Raw genomic sequence first — 19,034 nt, forward strand, 5'->3', positions numbered from 1 at the left:
GCCCTCCGGGGCAACTTCTCTATCTTATCCTCCAGACCCTCGCTGTCAAATCCGACACGCCGTAGCTGTGTCAAAACCCAACCGCTTGAGCCCTGAGGCACAAGAAATAACCTTACGAAACGAACCTGAATGAAACCTGAACGCTCTCAAACCGAGAAACATCCAAACCCACACACGAACGAAACAAAACCAGCCGTATCTCGTGGTGTCACCTGTCTGGGGTGGGGAACCTTCCGGCTCAACCTCACCGCTTGGCGGCGACAAGGGAATACATTACGCAGATCCCGACCACGCCACAAACGAAGCCACATCCGGGCGTGTCGGAGACGCCGCCGACACGGCGTCCGCGCCCCCGCTCGTAATGCTGCCGAGGATCGCGACCGCTCCGATGAGCACGCCGAGCAGGACGAGGATCGCGACGATGCCGGCGACGAGAACTCCCCGGCCGGCCTTCTTCAGGCCGCGCTTCGCGGCATCGCCCGCGAGCAGCCGGCTCACCGCCTCTCGGCGCTCCTCGATGGACAGGCCCCTGCCCGCGAGGCGGCCGACCAGCTCATCGGCCGGGCCCTCAGCGTACTCCGCCATCAGCTGCGCCCGCCCCTCTGGCGTACGCAATGCGCGTGACGCATCCATCAGGCGCTTCGCCTCGGGGTCTTCGACGCCGAAGCGCTCGGCGAGCGCACCCGACATGTGTACGCCGAGCTCCTGCATCGCCTCTCGACGGCCTTCCACGGTCGAGAGCGCCTCGGCCTGCTTCGCAAGATCGGCGCGCTCGATGTCGATGCCGACCTTCTCCGCGTACTCGTTCGTCATGTGCACACCGAGCTCCTGCATCGCCTCTCGACGATCGTCCCCCGATGCCGCGGCTTCGACGACGGCACGGGCGCTCGACGAGTCGACTCCGGCATGCGCTGCGAGCCTCTCGGCGATGGCATCACCGTGTTCCTCGGTCGCCGCGTCGGCGAGATCCGCCGACGGCGTCGCGCCCCCGGATGCACCCTGCTTCCACGGCATCCACTCGGGACTGCTCTGCTCACTCATGGATAGCCCCCTCCGTGCCCACGCTAGCCGCCGGTCGCCCGCCGCACACCCCTCGAGTCCGTCAGCTCAGAAACACTCCGGCCAGGGCCTTCTTGCCGCGACGAAGCACGGAGACGCCTCCCGGCAGGGATCCTTCGACGACGGCGTCGTCGCTCGCGACCTTCACGCCGTCGATCGAGACGCCGCCCTGCTTGATCGCGCGTCGCGCCTCGGACGCCGACGTGACCAGCTCGGTTGCCACGAGGGCGTCAATCACCGACGTCCCGCGTGCGAGCGTCGCGTTCGGCAGCTCCCCGAGCGCGGACGCGAGCGTGTCCGCGTCGAGGGCGGACAGCTCGCCGCGGCCGAAAAGCGCCTCGGACGCGGCGATGACCTGGCTCGTCGCTTCGAGCCCGTGGACGAGCGACGTCACCTCGAGCGCGAGGCGCTTCTGCGCCGCGCGCCGGAACGGCTCGTCTGCGATGAGGCGCTCGTACTCGGCGATCTCGTCGCGCGTGAGGAAGGTGAACACCTTCAGCCGGTCGACGACATCGCGGTCATCGGTGTTGAGCCAGAACTGGTAGAAGGCGTACGGACTGCACATCGCGGCGTCGAGCCAGATCGCGTTGCCCTCGCTCTTGCCGAACTTGGTCCCATCGCTGTTCGTGATCAGCGGCGTGCCGAAGGCGTGGACAGAGACCCCCTCGACGCGGTGGATGAGGTCGGTGCCGCTCGTGAGGTTTCCCCACTGGTCGCTGCCGCCGGTCTGCAGCACGCAGCCGTAACGACGGTACTGCTCGAGGAAGTCCATACCCTGCAGCAGCTGGTAGCTGAACTCGGTGTAGCTGATGCCCGCGTCGGAGTTGAGGCGCGCGCTGACGGCGTCCTTCTTCAGCATGGTGCCGACACGGTAGTGCTTCCCGATATCGCGCAGGAAGTCGATCGCGCTCAGTCCGCTCGTCCAGTCGAGGTTGTTGACCATCCGCGCGGCGCTTTCGCCCTCGAAGCTGAGGAAGCGCTCGATCTGCGCGCGGAGCTTGGCCACCCAGTCAGAGACCGTCTCCTTCGTCTGCATGGTGCGCTCGGAGGTCGGACGAGGATCCCCGATCAATCCGGTCGCGCCCCCGACGAGTCCCAACGGCCGGTGCCCTGCGAGCTGCATGCGCCGCATCGTCAGCAGCTGCACGAGGTGTCCCAGGTGCAGGCTCGGCGCCGTCGGGTCGAAACCGCAGTAATAGACGATCGGATCCCCGTCGAGAAGCTCGCGGAGCGCGCTTTCGTCGGTCGATACGTGCACGAGGCCGCGCCAGACCAGTTCGTCCCAGAGGGTGTCGAAGCTGGCGTCGTTCGCCTGAGCAGCCACGGTCGCTGCGGGAGTCGTCATGGGATCCGAGTCTACCGATCAGTGAGGGCCTGGAACGCCTGCTGCGCACGCTCGACGAGCTCGACGCGCTGCTCGGCGACGCGCACGGGAGCCGTGCCCCCGACACCTGAGCGAGAAGCGACGGATCCCTCGATCGACAGCACCTCGCGGACGCCGGGGGTCAGGTGCGCAGACACGTCGGAGAGGAGCGCATCGTCCGCGTCCTCGAGGCCGATCCCCCGCTGCTCGCATGCACGCACGAGGGCGCCGGAGATCTCGTGTGCGTCGCGGAACGGAACGCCCTGTTTCACGAGCCACTCCGCGACGTCGGTCGCGAGCGAGAAGCCTTCCGGTGCCAGCTGCGCCATGCGCTCGGTGTGGAACGTGAGCGTCGCGACCATGCCCGTGAACGCCGGCAGCACGAGCTCGAGCGTCTCGACCGAGTCGAAGATCGGCTCCTTGTCCTCCTGAAGGTCGCGGTTGTACGCGAGCGGCAGGGCCTTGAGCGTCGCAAGCAGCCCGGTGAGGTTGCCGATGAGCCGCCCCGACTTGCCGCGGGCAAGCTCAGCGATGTCGGGGTTCTTCTTCTGCGGCATGATGCTCGAACCCGTCGAATAGCCGTCGTCGAGCGTCACGAAATCGAACTCGCGCGTGTTCCACGCGATGACCTCCTCCGACAGGCGCGAGATGTCGATCCCGATCTGCGCCGCGATGAACGCGAACTCGGCGATCACGTCTCGGGCCGCCGTTGCGTCCATCGAGTTCTCGGCCGGGCGGTCGAGGCCCAGTTCCCGCGCGACGAGGGCCGGATCCAGTCCGAGGGTCGAGCCAGCGAGGGCGCCGCCGCCGTACGGCGAGACGCCGGCGCGCACGCGCCAGTCGCGCAGACGCTCGAGATCGCGCACAATCGGCCAGGCGTGCGCCTGGAGATGGTGCGCGAGAAGGACCGGCTGCGCGTGCTGGAGGTGCGTGCGCCCCGGGAGGATCGCGTCCGTGTGCGCCTCGGCCTGCGCGACGAGCGCATCGACGAGCTGCAGCAGCTCGCGCGCGATGATCTCGGCGTGATCGATGAGGTACATCCGCACGAAAGTCGCGATCTGATCGTTGCGACTGCGGCCGGCGCGCAGGCGCCCCCCGAGCTCGGGGCCGACTTCGTCGAGCAGCATCTGCTCCATCGCGCCGTGCACGTCCTCGTCGCCGGGGCGCGGCACGAGCTCGCCCGAGCGCACCTTCTCCGCGAGCCGGTCGAGTCCCTCGTGCATCGCCCGGGCATCTTCCGCAGACAGATATCCGGCCTGCTCGAGCGCCGTCGCATGAGCGTGGGAGCCGCGCACGTCATAGAGCGCGAGCTTCCAGTCGAAGTGGGTCGACTTGCTGAGGGCCTCGAGTGCAGGGCTGGGGCCCGATGCGAATCGGCCGCCCCAGAGGGCGCCCTCGTTCGTGCCGTGCGGGGTGTTGTCGGGCTCTGTCGTGCTCACCCGCCCAGCCTAGCCGGGGACACCGGCGCCACGGCCCGCGCAAGCGCCGCGATGAGCCCCTCGAGCGGACCGCGCCCGACGAGGAGCGCCCAGAGGGAGCACCCTGCCAGGGTGAAGAGACTCAGGGGCCAGAACGGCTCGACCGCGAGGAAATCTCGGAGGGGATCGACGGCGGAGCCGTCGGCTGAACGCGCCCAGAACCACACGCTCCACGCGAGAAGCTGCGCAACATACGCCGTCAGAGGCATCGCGCCCACGGCGCGCACGGGCCAGAGGATCCACCGCGCGGGGGTGCGCCCGACGAGGATGCACGTGCACACGACCGCGATCGCAAGGCCGCCGGATCCGAGCATCTCGCCGACACCCGTTTCGTGCGGGTCCGCCGAGAGCGTCGGGTTCGCGCTGCGGCCGACAACGGCGAAGCCCACAAACGCGACGGCGGCACCGAAGATCCCGGCGCGGACGACGGCCCCCAGCCGGGACAGATCCGTCCGGACGAGTGCGATCCCCGCCGCGACGAACGCGATCCATGCGAGGAACGGATAGTGCCAACCGAGAACAGCCGAGGCGACACGGCCGCCCGACGTATACCAGAACGGGGAGGCATCGATCGCTGCGACAAGGAACGGACCGACGACCGCGGCCCCGGCGGCAAGCCCGACAAGGGCCAGCGGCCGCCAGCGCAGGAGAGGCAGTGCGAGCGCGAAGAGGATTCCGTACGCCGGCAGAATCACATACACGGGCGCCGGAAGCAGCAGCAGGAGCACACCGATGAGGAAGACGCAGCCTGCACGCACCGCGATCCGCGCCCGATCCCCGGCGAGGCGCGTGCCCGCGTGCGGTGCGGATCCGCCCGTCACGAGACCGAGAGAGACGCCTGCCAGCGTCGCGAACAGGATCGACGAATTGCCGTGCACCACCGCCGTCCAGGTCGACGGATCGCCCCAGACGAACGCATCGGCCGTCACGACGACGTGCGCCGCGAACATGCCGAAGACCGCGAGACCGCGCGCCAGATCGACGCCGGGCTCGCGGTCGGGGCCGTCGAGCCGCGCCCGACGACGAGAGGCCGCGGGGCTTACGCCTCGCCCTGCCGCAGCAGCCATACGAGGAGCGCCTTCTGCGCGTGCAGGCGGTTCTCCGCTTCATCCCAGATGACGCTCTGCGGACCGTCGATCACCTCGGAGTCGACCTCGTAACCGCGATCGGCCGGAAGGCAGTGGATGAAGATGGCGTCGTCCTTCGCACGCGACATCACCTCGGTCGTGACCTTGTAACCGCCGAGGTCGAGCAGTCGCTGCGCCTTCTCTTCTTCCTTGCCCATCGACACCCACGTGTCGGTGACCATGACGTCTGCGTCCGCTGCGGCCGCATCCACATCAGACACGAGGGTGAGGGATCCGCCGGTCTCCCGCGCGATCGCCTCGGCGTCGGCGATGACATCGGCGCGCGGGCGGTAGTCCTCGGGGCTCGCAACGCGAACGTGCATGCCCGCCATGACTCCCGACAGCACGTACGAGTGCGCCATATTGCTCTTGCCGTCGCCGAAGAAGGTCATCGTCAGACCGGAAGTGCGCCCCTTGTGCTCACGGATCGTGAGCAGGTCGGCGAGCAGCTGACACGGGTGGAAGTCGTCGCTGAGGGCGTTGACGACCGGCACGCGCGTGCCCTCCGCCATCTCCTCCAGGCCCTTCTGCGCGTAGGTGCGCCATACGATCGCCGACACCTGGCGTTCCAGGACCCGCGCCGTGTCTGCCGGCGTCTCCTTGCCCCCGAGCTGGCTGTTCGCCGTCGAGATGATGAGCGGGGATCCGCCGAGATCGGCGATTCCCACGGCGAAGGAAACCCGCGTGCGCGTGGACGACTTGTCGAAGATGACCGCGACGGTCTGCGGCCCTTCGAGCGCCTTCTCGGCCCAACGGTCTTTCTTCAGCTCGCTCGCGAGCTCGAGGATCTCGGCCTGCTCGGCCGGCGTGATGCTGTCATCGCGCAGGAAGTGACGGGTCATTCGGGGGTCTCCACATTCTCGCGGGAGGCCGTGGCGGAAAGCGCCTGGCCGAAGAGGTCGATGAACTCTTGGATCTCGTCGTCGCCGATCGTGTAGGCGGGCGCCAGGCGCACGACGTCGGGGGCGGGCGCGTTCACGATGAGCCCGCGCGAGAGCGCCTCGGCCACGACGTCCGCCGCGACCGGTCGGTCGAGGACCACGCCGATGAGCAGGCCCGCTCCACGTGTTTCGGCGACGAGCGGCAGATCCGCGACCCGCTCGCGCAGCTCGGCCCCGCGCTCGCGCACATTCGCCAGGAGATCCTCCTGCTCGATGTGCCCGAGGACGGCGTTCGCAGTGGCGCTCGCCAGCGGGTTGCCGCCAAAGGTCGAGTTGTGCGTGCCCGGTGAGAACAGCTCGCTCGCCGCGCCGAAGGTGATGAGCGCTCCCAGGGGGAAGCCCGCCGCGATCCCCTTCGCGACGGTGATCGCATCGGGAACGATGTCCTCGTGCTGGAACGCGAACCACTCGCCGGTCCGACCGGAACCGGTCTGCACCTCGTCGAGGATGAGCAACGCCCCGTGGCGGGCAGTGAGCTCGCGCGCCCGAGCGAGGAATCCCTCGGGCAGCTCGACGACGCCCGCCTCGCCCTGGATCGGCTCGACGAACATCGCCGCCACGTCGCCGACCGCGAACGCGGCCTCGAGCGCATCAAGCGTCGGGTCGATCGGCTGCACCCCCGGCATGAGAGGGGCGAACGGATCCTGATAGGCCGCCTTGGGCGTGAGCGCGAGCGCACCCGTCGAGCGGCCGTGGAACGCACCGTTGAGGCAGAGGATCGTGCGTGCTCCCGTCGTGCGACCATGCAGCCGCGCGAGCTTGATCGCGGTTTCATTCGCCTCACCGCCGGAGTTCGCGAGGAACACACGCCCCTCTTCGCCCGCGCCGGAGAGGCGCTTGAGCCGCGCGGCGAGCTCAAGCTGCGGCGGCGAGGTGAAGAAGTTGGACACGTGCGCGAGCCGCGCCGCCTGAGAGGCGACGGCATCGACGAAGACCGGGTGGGCGTGCCCGAGGCAGTTCACCGCGATCCCGCCCAGGAAGTCGAGGTACTGCCTGCCGTCGACGTCCCAGACGTGCGATCCGTCTCCACGCTCGAGGTTCGCCAGGCGACCTCCGAGGCTCATGAGGTCGCGTTCGGCTGCCTGCTGCCATCCGGTCGTCGTCATGATGCGACCTCCGTTCCGATTCCGTCGCTGGTGAAGAGTTCGACGAGCACCGAATGCGGCACGCGCCCATCGATGATCGACGCCTTCTCGACGCCGCCGTCGACCGCGTCGAGGCACGCCTGCATCTTGGGGATCATTCCCGACTCGAGCTTCGGCAGGAGAGCCCGCAGTTCGTCCGCCGTGAGATGGGACACGAGAGAATCTCGGTTCGGCCAGTCGGCGTAGAGGCCCGGCACGTCGGTGAGGATGACGAGCTTCTTCGCGCCGAGCGCGCGAGCGAGCGCGCTCGCCGCCGCGTCGGCGTTGATGTTCAATGTGTGGCCCGGGTGGTCGAGGTCGGGGGCCACGCCCGCGACGACGGGGATCCGATCGGCCCGCAGGTGGTCGAGGACGGGCGTCGGGTCGACGGTCTCGACGTTGCCGACGCGGCCGAGGCTCTCCTCGACGCCCTCGATCATGACGCCGCGACGGCGCCCGCCGAACAGTGCCGCGTCTTCGCCCGACAACCCGACCGCGAACGGCCCGTGGGAGTTGATCTTCGCGACGAGCTGCGGGTTGATCTGCCCCGTGAGCACCATGCGGACGACGCTGATCGCCTCGGTCGACGTCACCCGGTATCCGCCCTTGAACTCGCTCGGGATGGCGAGACGGTCGAGCATATTCGAGATCTGCGGGCCACCGCCGTGCACGACGACGGGCTTGATCCCGACATAGCGCAGGTAGGCGATGTCCTCGGCGAAGGCCTCCTGCAGCTCCTCCGAGATCATCGCATTGCCGCCGTACTTCACGACGACGATCTCGTCTCGATACTGCTTGAGCCAGGGAAGCGACTCGATGAGGGTCGAGGCCTTGAACTCGGCTTCCTCGGGACTCGTGTGCTGGAGATCGATCGGTGTCATGAGGAGTAGGCGCTGTTCTCGTGGACGTAGGCGTGCGTGAGGTCGTTCGTCATGATCGTCGCCGTCTCGTCCCCCGAGAAGAGATCGATGAGCACGTGGGTGTCGCGCGGACGCAGGTCGACCTCGTCGCGCGGGCGGTCGGGGCCGCCCTTCGTGCACACGCGCACGCCGTTGATCGTCACGTCGACGTCGTACGGATCGAATGTCGCGTCGGTCGTGCCGATCGCCGCGAGGACGCGCCCCCAGTTCGGATCGTTGCCGAAGATCGCCGTCTTGAAGAGGCTGTTCCGCGCGACGGAGCGCGCGACCTCAACGGCCTCGTCCTCCGTCTGTGCGTGCAGCACCTCGATGCGGATGTCGTGGCTCGCCCCCTCGGCGTCGCGCATCAGCTGGGCGGCGAGGTCCAGGCACAGCTCGGTGAGCTCGTGGGCGAAGGCGTCCGGATCGGGCGCGATGCCCGACGCGCCGCTCGCGAGAAGGGTGACCTGGTCGTTCGTCGACATGGCCCCGTCGGAGTCGAGACGGTCGAAGCTCCGGTGAGTCGCGTAACGCAGATGCCGGTCGGCCTCTGCGGGAGTCAGCTCGGCGTCGGTCGTGAGGACGACGAGCATCGTCGCGAGCCCCGGGGCGAGCATGCCCGCGCCCTTCGCCATCCCGCCGATCGTCCAGCCGTCCCGCGAACGCACGGCCTGCTTCGGCACGGTGTCGGTCGTCATGATCGCGGCCGCCGCATCGGCGCCGCCGTCGGCCGAGAGATCCGCGACGGCCCTCTCCGTGCCGGCGAGCACGCGCGCCCGGAAGGTCTCGTCGCCCGTGCCGATGAGGCCCGTCGAGCACACGAGCACGTCGACGGCGCCGACGCCGAGCAGATCCGCAGCGCGCTCGGCCGTCTGGTGGGTCGTCTGGAAGCCGAAGGATCCCGTGAAGCAGTTCGCGCCGCCCGAATTCAGCACGACCGCCTCGGCACGGCCATCCTTCACCGCCTGCTCGGACCACATGATCGGGTTTGCCTTCGCGCGGTTCGACGTGAACACTGCGGCGGCGGTCTTCTGCGGACCGCGGTTGACGACGACGGCGACATCGGGCCGCCCCGTGCTCTTGAGCCCGGCCGCGACGCCCGCCGCTTCGAATCCCTGGGGTGCGGTCACGCTCACGGCGCCACTCCGTTCACGGTCAGTGCCCGGTCCTCGGGGAGGCCGAGCGCGATGTTCATCGATTGGATGGCGGCACCCGCCGTGCCCTTCGCGAGGTTGTCGACGGCGGTCGCGACGACGACGCGGTTGGCCGCCCTGTCGATCGCGAGCCCGACGAGAGCCGTATTGGCACCCGTCACGTCGGACGTGCGCGGCATCGTCCCCCCGGGCAGCAGCTGCACGAACATCTCGTCGCCGTAGGCGCTCTCCCACGCGTCGCGGATCTCGGCGTCGGTCACCCCATCGACGATCGGCGCCGATGTGGTCGCGAGGATCCCGCGCGACATCGGCACGAGGACCGGCGTGAACGACACACGCGGATCCGGTGCGCCCGCGGCGCGCAGCGCCTGCTGGATCTCCGGGATGTGCCGGTGGGTACCCCCGACGGCGTACGGGTTCGCGGATCCGATCAGCTCGCTCCCGAGAAGATGCGGCTTGAGCGCCTTGCCTGCGCCGGACGGGCCGACAGCGAGAACGCTCACGATGTCGGTCGAGTCGATCACGCCCGCCGCAACGCCCGGCACCATGCTGAGCGACACCGTCGATGCGTTGCACCCAGGCGCCGCGATGCGGGTCGCGCCGACGAGGTTCGCCCGCTGCTTGCCCCCACCGACGAGAAGCTCGGGCACGCCATAGGCCCACGGATCGTGGAATGCGCCGCCGTAGAAGGCGTTCCAATCGGCCTCCGATGTCAGCCGATGGTCTGCCCCCGCGTCGATCACGAGGTCCGCGTCGCCGAGTGCGTCGGTGTACTGCCCCGACTGCCCGTGCGGCAGCGCGAGGAACACGATGTCGTGCCCCGAGAGGATCTCGGGTGTCGTCGGCTGGATCTCGAGATGACGCAGCGAGCGCAGGTGCGGCTGATGGGCCACGAGCGGGTCACCAGCGCTCGAATGCGCGGTGACCGTGCGGACCTCGACGTCAGGATGATTCGCGAGCAGGCGGAGAATCTCGCCGCCCGCATAGCCGGAGGCGCCAGAGACGGCGACCGAGTACGTCATGATGTCTACCCTATTGCGTGAGTGAGCGGTGGACCGTGTCGGCGGGCCGCTCACGCGCCGTCAGGCACGCAGGCTGCAGCGACCCGCCGAGATTCGGCGGGTGCGTCGGCGCGCGGCGGCGGCGCTCGGAATGAGCGCCGGGTCCACCACGTGCGAGGTCATGCGGACGACAGTAGCAGAACCTCGCGTCGACCGACGGCGCTTCGCAGACGACGAACCCGTCCGCGGGCACCGATTGCGGCTCCGCGGACGGGTTCGACGTGCTCGTGCGAACCTCAGTCTCGGATGACGGCGCCGAAGCGATCCGCCGCCAGCTCCACGCCCGCCATCTTCGCGTCGGTCGCCTCCGCAGCGGTGAGCGTACGATCGGGCGCGCGGAAGCGCAGCGCGAAGGTCAGCGACTTCGCCCCCTCCTCGATGCCCGTGCCGCGATAGTCATCGACGAGGCGTGTGTGCTCGAGCAGTTCGCCCGCGCCCTCGACGAGGGCGGCGCGCACATCGGCTGCGGGAAGGTCGGCGGGCACGATGAGCGAGACATCCTGTGTCGCGGCGGGGAAGGTCGACAGCGACGAGACCGTCACTCGCTCCCCCGCGAGGGCGACGACACGGTCGAGGTCGAGCTCGACGATCGTGACGCGGCCGACGAGGTCGGCCTCCTTCGCGACGTCGGGGTGCAGCTCGCCGACATAGCCGACCGTCTCCCCGTCAACCGACAGAGCACCGGCGCGCCCCGGATGCAGCGCCGCCCGCTGCGACTGCGCCACGCCGATCTCGACGCCCGCGGCCTCGCCCACCGTGCGAACAGCGTCGAGGGCGACCTCGAGGCCCGCGGGCTCGGCCGCGCGACCGGGCTGCTTGGGCGCGACATCGCCGGCGAAGAGCATCGCGACGTGGCGGGGCTGCGGCGGAATCGACCGGTGGATCTCGTCGAGCACGGCATCGGACGGACGCGCGGCGCGCGGCGGATTGCCGTCGGTGCCGTACACCACGCCCTCCTCGGGAAGGAACACATTGCCGATCTCGAAGAGCGATAGATCGGTCGTTCCGCGCGAGAGATTGCGGTGGGCCGTCTGCACGAGACCCGGCACGAGCGACCGGCGCAGGAACGGCGCCGTCTGGTCGAGGGCATTCGCGAGGCGCACGGCGGGAGCCGGGCCGCCGGAGGCGGAACCGTAAAGCTCGTTCGCCTGCTGGCCCACGAACGGGAAGGACAGCGTCTCGACGAGTCCGGTGGCAGCGAGCGCGTCGGCGACGCGCCGGCGCGCCTGCTGCTCCCGCGTGTAGCCGCGGCCAGACGGCGGCGTCGGGAGGATCGACGGAACCTTGTCGAGGCCGTCGACACGCGCGACCTCCTCAACGAGCGTCCACTTGTCGATGAGATCGGGGCGCCACGACGGCGTCGTCACCTCAAAGCCCCCCTGCGTGCGCTCGACGCCGCAGCCGATCTGCTCGAGGATGTCCTGCTGACGCTCGGGCGTGTAATCGACGCCGACCAGCTCGGACGCGAAGGTCTCAGGCAGCTCGATGCGTGCCGGCTCGTGCGCGGTGACGAGCTCGGCCCCTGCGTCGCCGGCCGTACCGCCCGCGAGCTCGACCAGGAGGTCGACCACACGCTGCGCGGCCGCGTGCGCGACGAGCGGATCCACGCCGCGCTCGAACCGCTTGGACGCCTCGCTCGGCAGCTTGTGCCGACGGGCAGTGCGCGCGATCGAGACGGGGTCGAAGGCCGCCGCCTCGACGACGACGTTCGTCGTATCGTCGTTCAGCTCGGTCGTGGATCCTCCCATGACGCCCGCGAGGCCGATGGGGCCCGAGTCGTCGGTGATGAGCAGATCCTCGTCGCTCAGCGTGCGCTCGACGCCGTCGAGCGTCGTGAGCGTCTCCCCCGCCTCAGCCCTGCGCACGGTGATGCCGCCCGAGAGACGGTCGGCATCGTAGCCGTGGATCGGGTTTCCGAGCTCGAGCATCACGTAGTTCGTGATGTCGATGAGCAGACCGAGCGAGCGGATCCCCGCCAGCTGCAGGCGCGCGCGCATCCACGGCGGCGTCGGGCGTGACGGATCCACGCCGCGCACGGTGCGCACGACGAACTGCGCCGCGCCCGCGTTGCCGCGGAGGGGACGCGCGTCGATCGTGAGGGGGAAGCCCTCCCCCGCGCGCACCTCGTCAGCCGGACGGTCGGCCGGATCGCTGAACGCGGCGCCCGTCGCCAGCGCGTACTCGCGGGCGAGCCCGCGGATCGACATCGCGTAGCCGCGATCGGGCGTGACGTTGACGTCGACCGCGACGTCATCGAGGCCGAGCAGGGCGATCGCATCGGTGCCCGGCTCCGGATCGAGACCCCACTCGACGAGGCGGATAATGCCGTCGTGGTCGTCGCCGAGGCCGAGCTCCTTCGCCGAGGCGATCATGCCGTCGGAGACATGCCCGTAGGTCTTGCGCGCCGAGATCGGGAACGGACCGGGCAGCTCCGCGCCGGGCAGGGCCACGACGACCTTGTCTCCGGGGTGGAAGTTCTGGGCGCCGCAGATGATGCCGCGCGGTTCGTCTTCGCCGACGTCGACCTGACACCAGCGGATGAGCTTGCCGTTCTTCTGTGGCTCGACATCGAACGAGAGCACCCGGCCGACGACGAGCGGACCCGTCACGTCGAAGCCGATGGCCTCTTCCTCTTCGAAGCCGACGGACACGAGCGACGCGAACACGTCATCCGTCGTCGCACCGGAAGGAACCTCGACGAATTCACGCAGCCACGAAACAGGGACGCGCATCACACCACCATCCCGAACTGCTCGCTGAAGCGCACATCACCCTCGGCCATGTCGCGCATGTCCTTCACATCGGTGCGGAACATCAACGCCCGCTCGATGCCGATCCCGAACGCGAACCCGCTGTACACCTCGGGGTCGATGCCCGCAGCGCGCAGCACGTTCGGGTTGATCATGCCGCAGCCGCCCCATTCGATCCAGCGCGCACCGCCCGCGAAGGTCGGGTGCCACAGATCGAACTCAGCGCTCGGCTCGGTGAACGGGAAGTAGTTCGTGCGCAGGCGCGTCTCGGCGTCCTCGCCGAACAGCTGCTTGGCGATGTGGTCGAGCGTGCCCTTGAGGTGCGCCATCGTGATGCCCTTGTCGACGACGAGGCCCTCGGCCTGCGTGAAGACAGGCAGGTGGGTCGCGTCGAACTCGTCGGTGCGCGCGACCTTGCCGGGCGAGAGCACGTAGATCGGCACCTCGCGCTCGAGCATCGTGCGCATCTGCACGGGGCTCGTCTGCGTGCGCATGACGAGGTGGCGCTCGGCGGGATCCACGAAGAAGGTGTCCTGCATCTGGCGAGCCGGGTGATCCTCGTCGAGGTTGAGCGAGTCGAAATTGAACCACTCGTGCTCGAGTTCCGGCCCCTCGACGATCTCCCACCCCATGCCGACGAACAGGTCGCTGATCGACTCCTGCATGAGGCCGATCGGGTGGCGCGCGCCGGCACGCGTACGGCTCGGGATCGCCGTGATGTCGACGCGCTCGGCCTCGAGCCGGGCGGCGACCTCGGCGGCCGCGAGCTCTTCCTCCCGCGCCGCGAAGGCCTGGTTCACGCGACCGCGCGCCTGGCCGACGAGCTTGCCGAACTCGGCCTTGCTCTCCTTCGGCACATGGCGCATCTGCGCGTTGAAGTCGGCAAGCGGGCTGCCGTCGCCCTGGTGGGCGGCGCGCGCCCGCTTCAGGGCCGCGGTGTCGGGGGCTGCGGCGGCCGCGGCGAGCGCATCGGCGACCGCGGCTTCCACCCCCTCGGGCGTGATCGCAGGCATGTCAGACACGAGAGACCATCTTACGGGGCGCGGCTGGAGCCCCGTTCCGGGATCCCGTCCCGCGGCGCGCGAGCGCCGGTCACATCTGTCCGGGCGCGTGGCCGGGATCGGCCTTCCCCGCGCCCTTCTGCGCCGCGATGATCTCCGTGACGGTGCCGTCGTGGGCGCGCGGGTCGTCTTCCTCGGTGTTGTGCGCCTTCGGGGATGCGTAGGTGCGCTTCTCGACGAGGCGCACGATCGCCGAGAGAATGAGGCACAGGCCGATGTAGATGCCGCCGATGACGATGGCGGCGGGGATGTACGGCCGCCCTGTCTGCAGGTTTCCGCCGATGAGCTTGGCGACATACAGCAGCTCGTCGTAGGTGATGAGCGAGCCGAGCGCCGTGTCCTTGAGCGTCACAACCAGCTGCGCGAGGATCACGGGGAGCATCACGCGCACGGCCTGCGGCATGAGCACGAACGTCATGACGCCGGACTTGCGCAGTCCGATCGCGTAGGCCGCTTCACTCTGCCCCGTCGGCAGCGAGGCCACCCCGGCGCGAATCGCCTCCGCGATGACCGATCCGTTATACGCGATGAGCGCGAGCACGACCGCCCAGTAGGCGTCCATCGTCACGCCGATCGACGGCAGGCCGTAGTAGAGGATCATCATGAAGATGAGCACGGGGATCGCGCGGAAGACCTCCGCGACGACCGTGAAGGGGGCGCGCACCCAGACGTGGTCCGAGAGCCGGCCGACGGCGAGAACGAAAGCGAAGACGATCGACCCGACCGCCGCCGTGGCGAACGCACCGAGCGTCTTGCCGAGCGCCGGCAGGATCTGATCCGTCCAGAGATAGCTGTAGCTGAACGCCGACCACTTCTGCGCCGTCAGCTGCCCCGTGTCGATGAACCGCCAGAGGAGCCACGCGAACAGCGCCGCGATGACGACGATCGTCAGCACGCCGACGGCGCGATTGCGCGCGACGGCCTTGGGGCCGGGGACGTCGTACAGGACGGAGGTCATCGGTACACCTTCCATCGCGTCTCGAGCGTGCGCTGCAGCCAGCTGAGCAGCAGCACGAGGGCGACGAAGAACGCCGCGATCCACAGCAGCACGATCATGGCCGGCTCACCACGCTCCGAGAGATTGGCTCGCATCGATCCCAGCTCGAGAACCGAGAAGCCCGCGGCGATCGTCGTGTTCTTCAACAACGCGATGAGCACGCTCATCATGGGCGGGACGATCGACCGGAACGCCTGCGGGAGCACGATGAGGCTCATCACCTGGCCGAACGGCAGGCCGATCGCGCGGGCCGCCTCTGCCTGCCCGACCGGGACCGTGTTGATTCCCGCGCGCAGCGCCTCGCCGACGTAGGTCGCCGTATAGAAGCCGAGCGCGAGGATCGCGAGGGTCATGAAATCGAGGCGGACGATGTCGAGCGCCGGGAACCCGAAGGCGAAGAAGAAGAAGATCAGCGTCAGAGGGGTGTTGCGCACGAGGTTGACGTACGTCGTGCCCACCGCGCGAGCGATCGGCACGGGCGAGACGCGCATGGCGCCGACGATCGCGCCGAGCACGAGAGCCATCGCGCCGCTCGCGAAGAACAGCACCACCGTGCGCCCCAGAGCGGGGATCCACAGATCGAGGTTGTCGATCAGGGTGTCCACGTCTCGCCTCCTTCAGGGATGTCATGGGTGCGGTGGCCGGCCCGGAGCCGGCCACCGCGTCGGGATCGGTCGGATCCGTCGATCAGTAGCGGTCGACCGCAGGCTGCTCGGGCGTCACGCCCGCGTCGCCGAGCTCCTGGTCGAAGATCGCCGTCCAGGTGTCGCCGCCCTCTTCGAGCGTGTCATTGAAGAAGCCGCGCAGCGCGTCATCCCCCTTCGGCACGCCGATGCCGTAGTTCTCGACCGAGAACGGCTCGCCGACGATCTTCGTGTCCTCGGGGTAGGCCGCCGCGTAGCCGATGAGGATCAGCTCGTCGGTCGTGACCGCGTCGACCGTGCCCGCGAGCAGCGCGTCGACGCACGCCGTGTACGTGTCGAACTCGCGGGTCTCGGCGTCGTAGTTATCGCGGATGTTCTGGATCGGCGTCGAGCCCGTCGCCGAGCACACCGTCACGTCGCTCGTCAGGTCGGCGTCCGACTCGATCTCCGAGTCGGCGCTGACGAGCAGGCCCTGGCCAGTGACGAAGTACGGCCCGGCGAAGTCGATCTGCTCCTTGCGCTCGTCCGTGATCGAGTAGGTGCCGACGTAGAAGTCGATGTCGCCGTTGACGAGCGCCTGCTCGCGGTTCGCCGACGGGATCGCCTCCCAGTTGATCTCGTCCTCGCCGAAGCCGAGCTCGGCGGCCATCCAGCGCGCGATCTCGACGTCGAATCCGGTGCGATCGCCCGTCGTCGCGTCGAAGTAGCCGAGGCCGGGCTGGTCCTCCTTCACGCCGATCGAGATCTCGCCAGCTTCGACGGCCGCGTCGTAGGTCGGGCTGCCTTCGAGCGCGACGTCCTCCGCGACGTCCTGCTCGGGTGCGTCGCCCGGCGTGCCGCTGTTGCAGGCAGCGAGGGCGAACAGGGCGCTGGCGGCGAGACCGGCTGCTGCGATGTTGCGGAACTTTCGCATGGGATTCCTCCTGGTTGGTGGTGGCGCCGGATGCTGTGCTGTCGATGGCGCCGGGGGGGAGCTACTGGGTGAGGATCTTCGAGAGGAAGTCCTTCGCACGCCCGGACTGCGGGTTCGTAAAGAACTCCTCCGGCGTCGCTTCCTCGACGATCTCTCCGTCGGCCATGAACACCACGCGGTCGGCAGCCTTGCGCGCGAAACCCATCTCGTGGGTCACGACGATCATCGTCATGCCCTCTTTCGCGAGGTCGACCATGACGTCGAGGACCTCGTTGATCATCTCGGGGTCGAGCGCGCTCGTCGGCTCGTCGAAGAGCATGACCTTCGGCTGCATCGCGAGCGCACGAGCGATCGCGACGCGCTGCTGCTGTCCACCCGACAGCTGTGCCGGCAGCTTGTCGGCCTGATGCGCGATGCCGACGCGGTCCAGCAGTCCGCGGGCCTCCTTCACCGCCTCGGCCTTTTTCAGACCGCGCACCTTGATCGGGCCGAGCGTGACGTTCTCGAGAATCGTCAGGTGGCTGAAAAGGTTGAACGACTGGAAGACCATCCCGACCTCGGCACGCAGCCCGGCGAGCGCCTTGCCCTCCTTGGGCAGCTCGCGACCGTCAATCGAGATCGACCCCGTCGTGATCGTCTCGAGGCGGTTGATCGTGCGACACAGCGTCGACTTGCCGGATCCCGATGGTCCGATCACGACGACGACCTCGCCCCGATGGACCGTGAGATCAATGTCCTTCAGCGCGTGGAAGTCACCGTAGTGCTTCTGGACGTGCTCCATGACGACAAGCGGCTCTGCCATGGAGGTCAGCCTAGGGCCACGCGGCCTCCTCTGCTACGCCACGCGCAGACGAAACAGATGCGTTACATTTCGCGTCGCCGCCCGCTCAGACGGATCGCTGCGCGAACGCGGTCTCGTAAAGGCAGACGCTCGCGGCGGTCGCGAGGTTGAGCGACTCCGCGTGCCCGTAGATCGGCAGACGCAGCGAGCGATCGCACAGTGCCAGGGAATCATCCGTGAGACCGCGCGCCTCGTTTCCGAACACCCAGGCGGTCGGATTCTCGAGCGCCCCCTCGGCGCGCACACCGAGAAGATCCTCGCCCTTCACGTCGGCGGCGATCACCTGGAGACCGGCACCGCGCAGACGACCGGTCACATCGGCCAGGTCGGCGTCGACCGCGAAGGGCACATGGAACATCGACCCCGTCGTCGATCGCACGACCTTCGGATTGAACGGGTCGACCGTGCGTCCGGTGAGGACGACGGCGTCGGCACCCGCCGCATCGGCGGCCCGGAGGATCGTGCCGAGGTTGCCCGGGTCGCGGACCTCCTCGCAGATCACGACGAGCTTCGGCTCGTTCGCGACGATGTCCTTCAGGGCCGTCGGATTCTGCCGCGCAACCGCGACGAAGCCCTGCGGGGTGACAGTGTCGGCCATCGCGGCGACGACGTCCTCGTCCGCGTAGTCCCACACGAGATCGGGGTTCTCCCGCTGCGCATCGTCGATGAGCGCGCGGATATCGCCGTGCTTCTCGAGGCCCGTCGGCGTCGCGTACAGCTGTTCGACGATGTCGGGGCGAGACGTGAGCGCCTCACGCACGGCCTGCGGCCCTTCGAGCAGGAAGCGCCCCGTCTCGCGGCGGGCGTTTCGCTGCCCGAGCTTGCGGATCGAACGGACGCGGTCGGCGCGGGGATTCTCGAGCATGCGCCAAGTCTAGGGATCCGGCCGGCCGAGACACGAAGAGGGGCACCCCGTGCGGGGTGCCCCTCTCTCCGGAAGACGCGCCTGCTTACGCGGCCTTCGCGGCGTTGACGTCGCCGGGCAGCGCGCCCTTGGCGACCTCGACGAGCTTCGCGAACGTTGCGGGCTCGTTCACCGCGAGCTCCGCGAGCATGCGACGGTCGACCTGCACGCCGGCCAGGTTCAGACCCTGGATGAAGCGGTTGTAGGTCAGGCCGTTGGCGCGGGCGCCGGCGTTGATGCGCTGGATCCACAGGCGACGGAAGTCGCCCTTGCGCTTGCGACGGTCGCGGTACGCGTAGACGAGCGAGTGAGTGACCTGCTCCTTCGCCTTGCGGTACAGGCGCGAACGCTGGCCGCGGTAGCCCGAGGCGCGCTCAAGGGTGACGCGACGCTTCTTCTGCGCGTTGACTGCGCGCTTGACTCTTGCCATGAGTGAGTTTCCTTAACCGATTGCGGGTCGCTCAGCGACCGAGGAGCTTCTTGACCGTCTTGACGTCGTTGCCCGAGACCAGCTGGTCCTGGTTCAGACGACGCTTGCGGCGGGTCGACATGTGCTCAAGGTTGTGGCGCATGCCCGACTGCTGCTTCTTGAGCTTGCCGCTGCCGGTGATCTTGAAGCGCTTCTTGGCGCCCGAGTGGGTCTTCTGCTTCGGCATTGTTCGTGACTTTCCTTGACGTGTGCGCCCGTGACGGGCGACGTGGGTGCTGCCCGCCTTTC

At 68.7% G+C, this 19,034-nt stretch carries 18 protein-coding genes; all 18 read right to left on the reverse strand.

Annotation, left to right across the window (positions count from 1 at the left end):
• Positions 1-273 precede the first annotated feature (273 nt).
• The 18 genes from C0012_RS13965 to rpmI all read right to left on the reverse strand — a co-directional run bounded on the left by C0012_RS13965 (position 274) and on the right by rpmI (position 18,972).
• A complete protein-coding gene (locus C0012_RS13965; RefSeq protein ID WP_110590382.1) occupies positions 274-1,041 on the reverse strand; it encodes a hypothetical protein in 768 nt (255 codons plus the stop codon).
• A 61-nt stretch (positions 1,042-1,102) separates the two neighbouring features.
• Positions 1,103-2,404 carry a tyrosine--tRNA ligase gene (gene tyrS, locus C0012_RS13970; protein WP_110590381.1) on the reverse strand — a complete coding sequence of 434 codons (1,302 nt, stop codon included), beginning with the start codon at positions 2,402-2,404 and terminating at the stop codon, positions 1,103-1,105.
• Positions 2,405-2,415: 11 nt separating this feature from the next.
• On the reverse strand, positions 2,416-3,861 hold the full coding sequence (gene argH, locus C0012_RS13975; protein ID WP_110590380.1) for an argininosuccinate lyase: 1,446 nt from the start codon (positions 3,859-3,861) through the stop codon (positions 2,416-2,418).
• Positions 3,858-4,967 carry a heparan-alpha-glucosaminide N-acetyltransferase domain-containing protein gene (locus tag C0012_RS13980; protein WP_110590379.1) on the reverse strand — a complete coding sequence of 370 codons (1,110 nt, stop codon included), beginning with the start codon at positions 4,965-4,967 and terminating at the stop codon, positions 3,858-3,860. The genes argH and C0012_RS13980 overlap by 4 nt, the downstream gene beginning before the upstream one ends.
• Entirely contained in the window at positions 4,940-5,869 is a 930-nt protein-coding gene (gene argF / locus C0012_RS13985; RefSeq protein WP_110590378.1) for an ornithine carbamoyltransferase, read from the reverse strand. Before argF ends, C0012_RS13980 begins: the two co-directional genes overlap by 28 nt.
• A complete protein-coding gene (locus tag C0012_RS13990) occupies positions 5,866-7,074 on the reverse strand; it encodes an acetylornithine transaminase (RefSeq protein ID WP_110590377.1) in 1,209 nt (402 codons plus the stop codon). The genes argF and C0012_RS13990 overlap by 4 nt, the downstream gene beginning before the upstream one ends.
• Entirely contained in the window at positions 7,071-7,973 is a 903-nt protein-coding gene (gene argB / locus C0012_RS13995) for an acetylglutamate kinase (RefSeq protein WP_110590376.1), read from the reverse strand. Before argB ends, C0012_RS13990 begins: the two co-directional genes overlap by 4 nt.
• Positions 7,970-9,127, reverse strand: a complete 1,158-nt coding sequence (gene argJ, locus C0012_RS14000; protein WP_110590375.1) for a bifunctional glutamate N-acetyltransferase/amino-acid acetyltransferase ArgJ — start codon at positions 9,125-9,127, stop codon at positions 7,970-7,972. The genes argB and argJ overlap by 4 nt, the downstream gene beginning before the upstream one ends.
• A complete protein-coding gene (gene argC / locus C0012_RS14005; protein WP_110590374.1) occupies positions 9,124-10,167 on the reverse strand; it encodes an N-acetyl-gamma-glutamyl-phosphate reductase in 1,044 nt (347 codons plus the stop codon). The genes argJ and argC overlap by 4 nt, the downstream gene beginning before the upstream one ends.
• A 275-nt stretch (positions 10,168-10,442) precedes the next feature.
• Complete coding sequence (gene pheT / locus C0012_RS14010; RefSeq protein ID WP_110590373.1) at positions 10,443-12,938, reverse strand: phenylalanine--tRNA ligase subunit beta; 2,496 nt, start codon at positions 12,936-12,938, stop codon at positions 10,443-10,445.
• A complete protein-coding gene (gene pheS / locus C0012_RS14015) occupies positions 12,938-13,978 on the reverse strand; it encodes a phenylalanine--tRNA ligase subunit alpha (protein WP_110590372.1) in 1,041 nt (346 codons plus the stop codon). Before pheS ends, pheT begins: the two co-directional genes overlap by 1 nt.
• A gap of 70 nt (positions 13,979-14,048) precedes the next feature.
• Positions 14,049-14,975 carry an amino acid ABC transporter permease gene (locus C0012_RS14020; RefSeq protein ID WP_110590371.1) on the reverse strand — a complete coding sequence of 309 codons (927 nt, stop codon included), beginning with the start codon at positions 14,973-14,975 and terminating at the stop codon, positions 14,049-14,051.
• Positions 14,972-15,619, reverse strand: coding sequence for an amino acid ABC transporter permease (locus tag C0012_RS14025; RefSeq protein WP_110590370.1), 648 nt, complete (start codon positions 15,617-15,619; stop codon positions 14,972-14,974). The genes C0012_RS14020 and C0012_RS14025 overlap by 4 nt, the downstream gene beginning before the upstream one ends.
• 82 nt (positions 15,620-15,701) lie before the next feature.
• Entirely contained in the window at positions 15,702-16,571 is an 870-nt protein-coding gene (locus tag C0012_RS14030) for a glutamate ABC transporter substrate-binding protein (RefSeq protein ID WP_110590369.1), read from the reverse strand.
• Positions 16,572-16,632: 61 nt separating this feature from the next.
• On the reverse strand, positions 16,633-17,373 hold the full coding sequence (locus C0012_RS14035; RefSeq protein WP_110590368.1) for an amino acid ABC transporter ATP-binding protein: 741 nt from the start codon (positions 17,371-17,373) through the stop codon (positions 16,633-16,635).
• A gap of 85 nt (positions 17,374-17,458) precedes the next feature.
• A complete protein-coding gene (locus C0012_RS14040; RefSeq protein ID WP_110590367.1) occupies positions 17,459-18,277 on the reverse strand; it encodes a TrmH family RNA methyltransferase in 819 nt (272 codons plus the stop codon).
• Between the two features lie 85 nt (positions 18,278-18,362).
• Positions 18,363-18,746 carry a 50S ribosomal protein L20 gene (gene rplT / locus C0012_RS14045; RefSeq protein WP_110590366.1) on the reverse strand — a complete coding sequence of 128 codons (384 nt, stop codon included), beginning with the start codon at positions 18,744-18,746 and terminating at the stop codon, positions 18,363-18,365.
• 31 nt (positions 18,747-18,777) lie between these two features.
• On the reverse strand, positions 18,778-18,972 hold the full coding sequence (gene rpmI, locus C0012_RS14050; protein ID WP_110590365.1) for a 50S ribosomal protein L35: 195 nt from the start codon (positions 18,970-18,972) through the stop codon (positions 18,778-18,780).
• Positions 18,973-19,034 lie beyond the last annotated feature (62 nt).

The organism is Microbacterium suaedae (genome assembly GCF_003254645.1).
GTDB lineage: Bacteria > Actinomycetota > Actinomycetes > Actinomycetales > Microbacteriaceae > Microbacterium > Microbacterium suaedae.

Bases quoted from the DNA above. Each gene is read 5' to 3' on its own strand.
- C0012_RS13965 (WP_110590382.1), bottom strand. From the start codon at position 1,041: ATGAGTGAGCAGAGCAGTCCCGAGTGGATGCCGTGGAAGCAGGGTGCA.
- tyrS (WP_110590381.1), bottom strand. From the start codon at position 2,404: ATGACGACTCCCGCAGCGACCGTGGCTGCTCAGGCGAACGACGCCAGC.
- C0012_RS13980 (WP_110590379.1), bottom strand. From the start codon at position 4,967: ATGGCTGCTGCGGCAGGGCGAGGCGTAAGCCCCGCGGCCTCTCGTCGT.
- argF (WP_110590378.1), bottom strand. From the start codon at position 5,869: ATGACCCGTCACTTCCTGCGCGATGACAGCATCACGCCGGCCGAGCAG.
- C0012_RS13990 (WP_110590377.1), bottom strand. From the start codon at position 7,074: ATGACGACGACCGGATGGCAGCAGGCAGCCGAACGCGACCTCATGAGC.
- argB (WP_110590376.1), bottom strand. From the start codon at position 7,973: ATGACACCGATCGATCTCCAGCACACGAGTCCCGAGGAAGCCGAGTTC.
- argC (WP_110590374.1), bottom strand. From the start codon at position 10,167: ATGACGTACTCGGTCGCCGTCTCTGGCGCCTCCGGCTATGCGGGCGGC.
- pheT (WP_110590373.1), bottom strand. From the start codon at position 12,938: ATGCGCGTCCCTGTTTCGTGGCTGCGTGAATTCGTCGAGGTTCCTTCC.
- C0012_RS14020 (WP_110590371.1), bottom strand. From the start codon at position 14,975: ATGACCTCCGTCCTGTACGACGTCCCCGGCCCCAAGGCCGTCGCGCGC.
- C0012_RS14030 (WP_110590369.1), bottom strand. From the start codon at position 16,571: ATGCGAAAGTTCCGCAACATCGCAGCAGCCGGTCTCGCCGCCAGCGCC.
- C0012_RS14035 (WP_110590368.1), bottom strand. From the start codon at position 17,373: ATGGCAGAGCCGCTTGTCGTCATGGAGCACGTCCAGAAGCACTACGGT.
- C0012_RS14040 (WP_110590367.1), bottom strand. From the start codon at position 18,277: ATGCTCGAGAATCCCCGCGCCGACCGCGTCCGTTCGATCCGCAAGCTC.
- rplT (WP_110590366.1), bottom strand. From the start codon at position 18,746: ATGGCAAGAGTCAAGCGCGCAGTCAACGCGCAGAAGAAGCGTCGCGTC.
- rpmI (WP_110590365.1), bottom strand. From the start codon at position 18,972: ATGCCGAAGCAGAAGACCCACTCGGGCGCCAAGAAGCGCTTCAAGATC.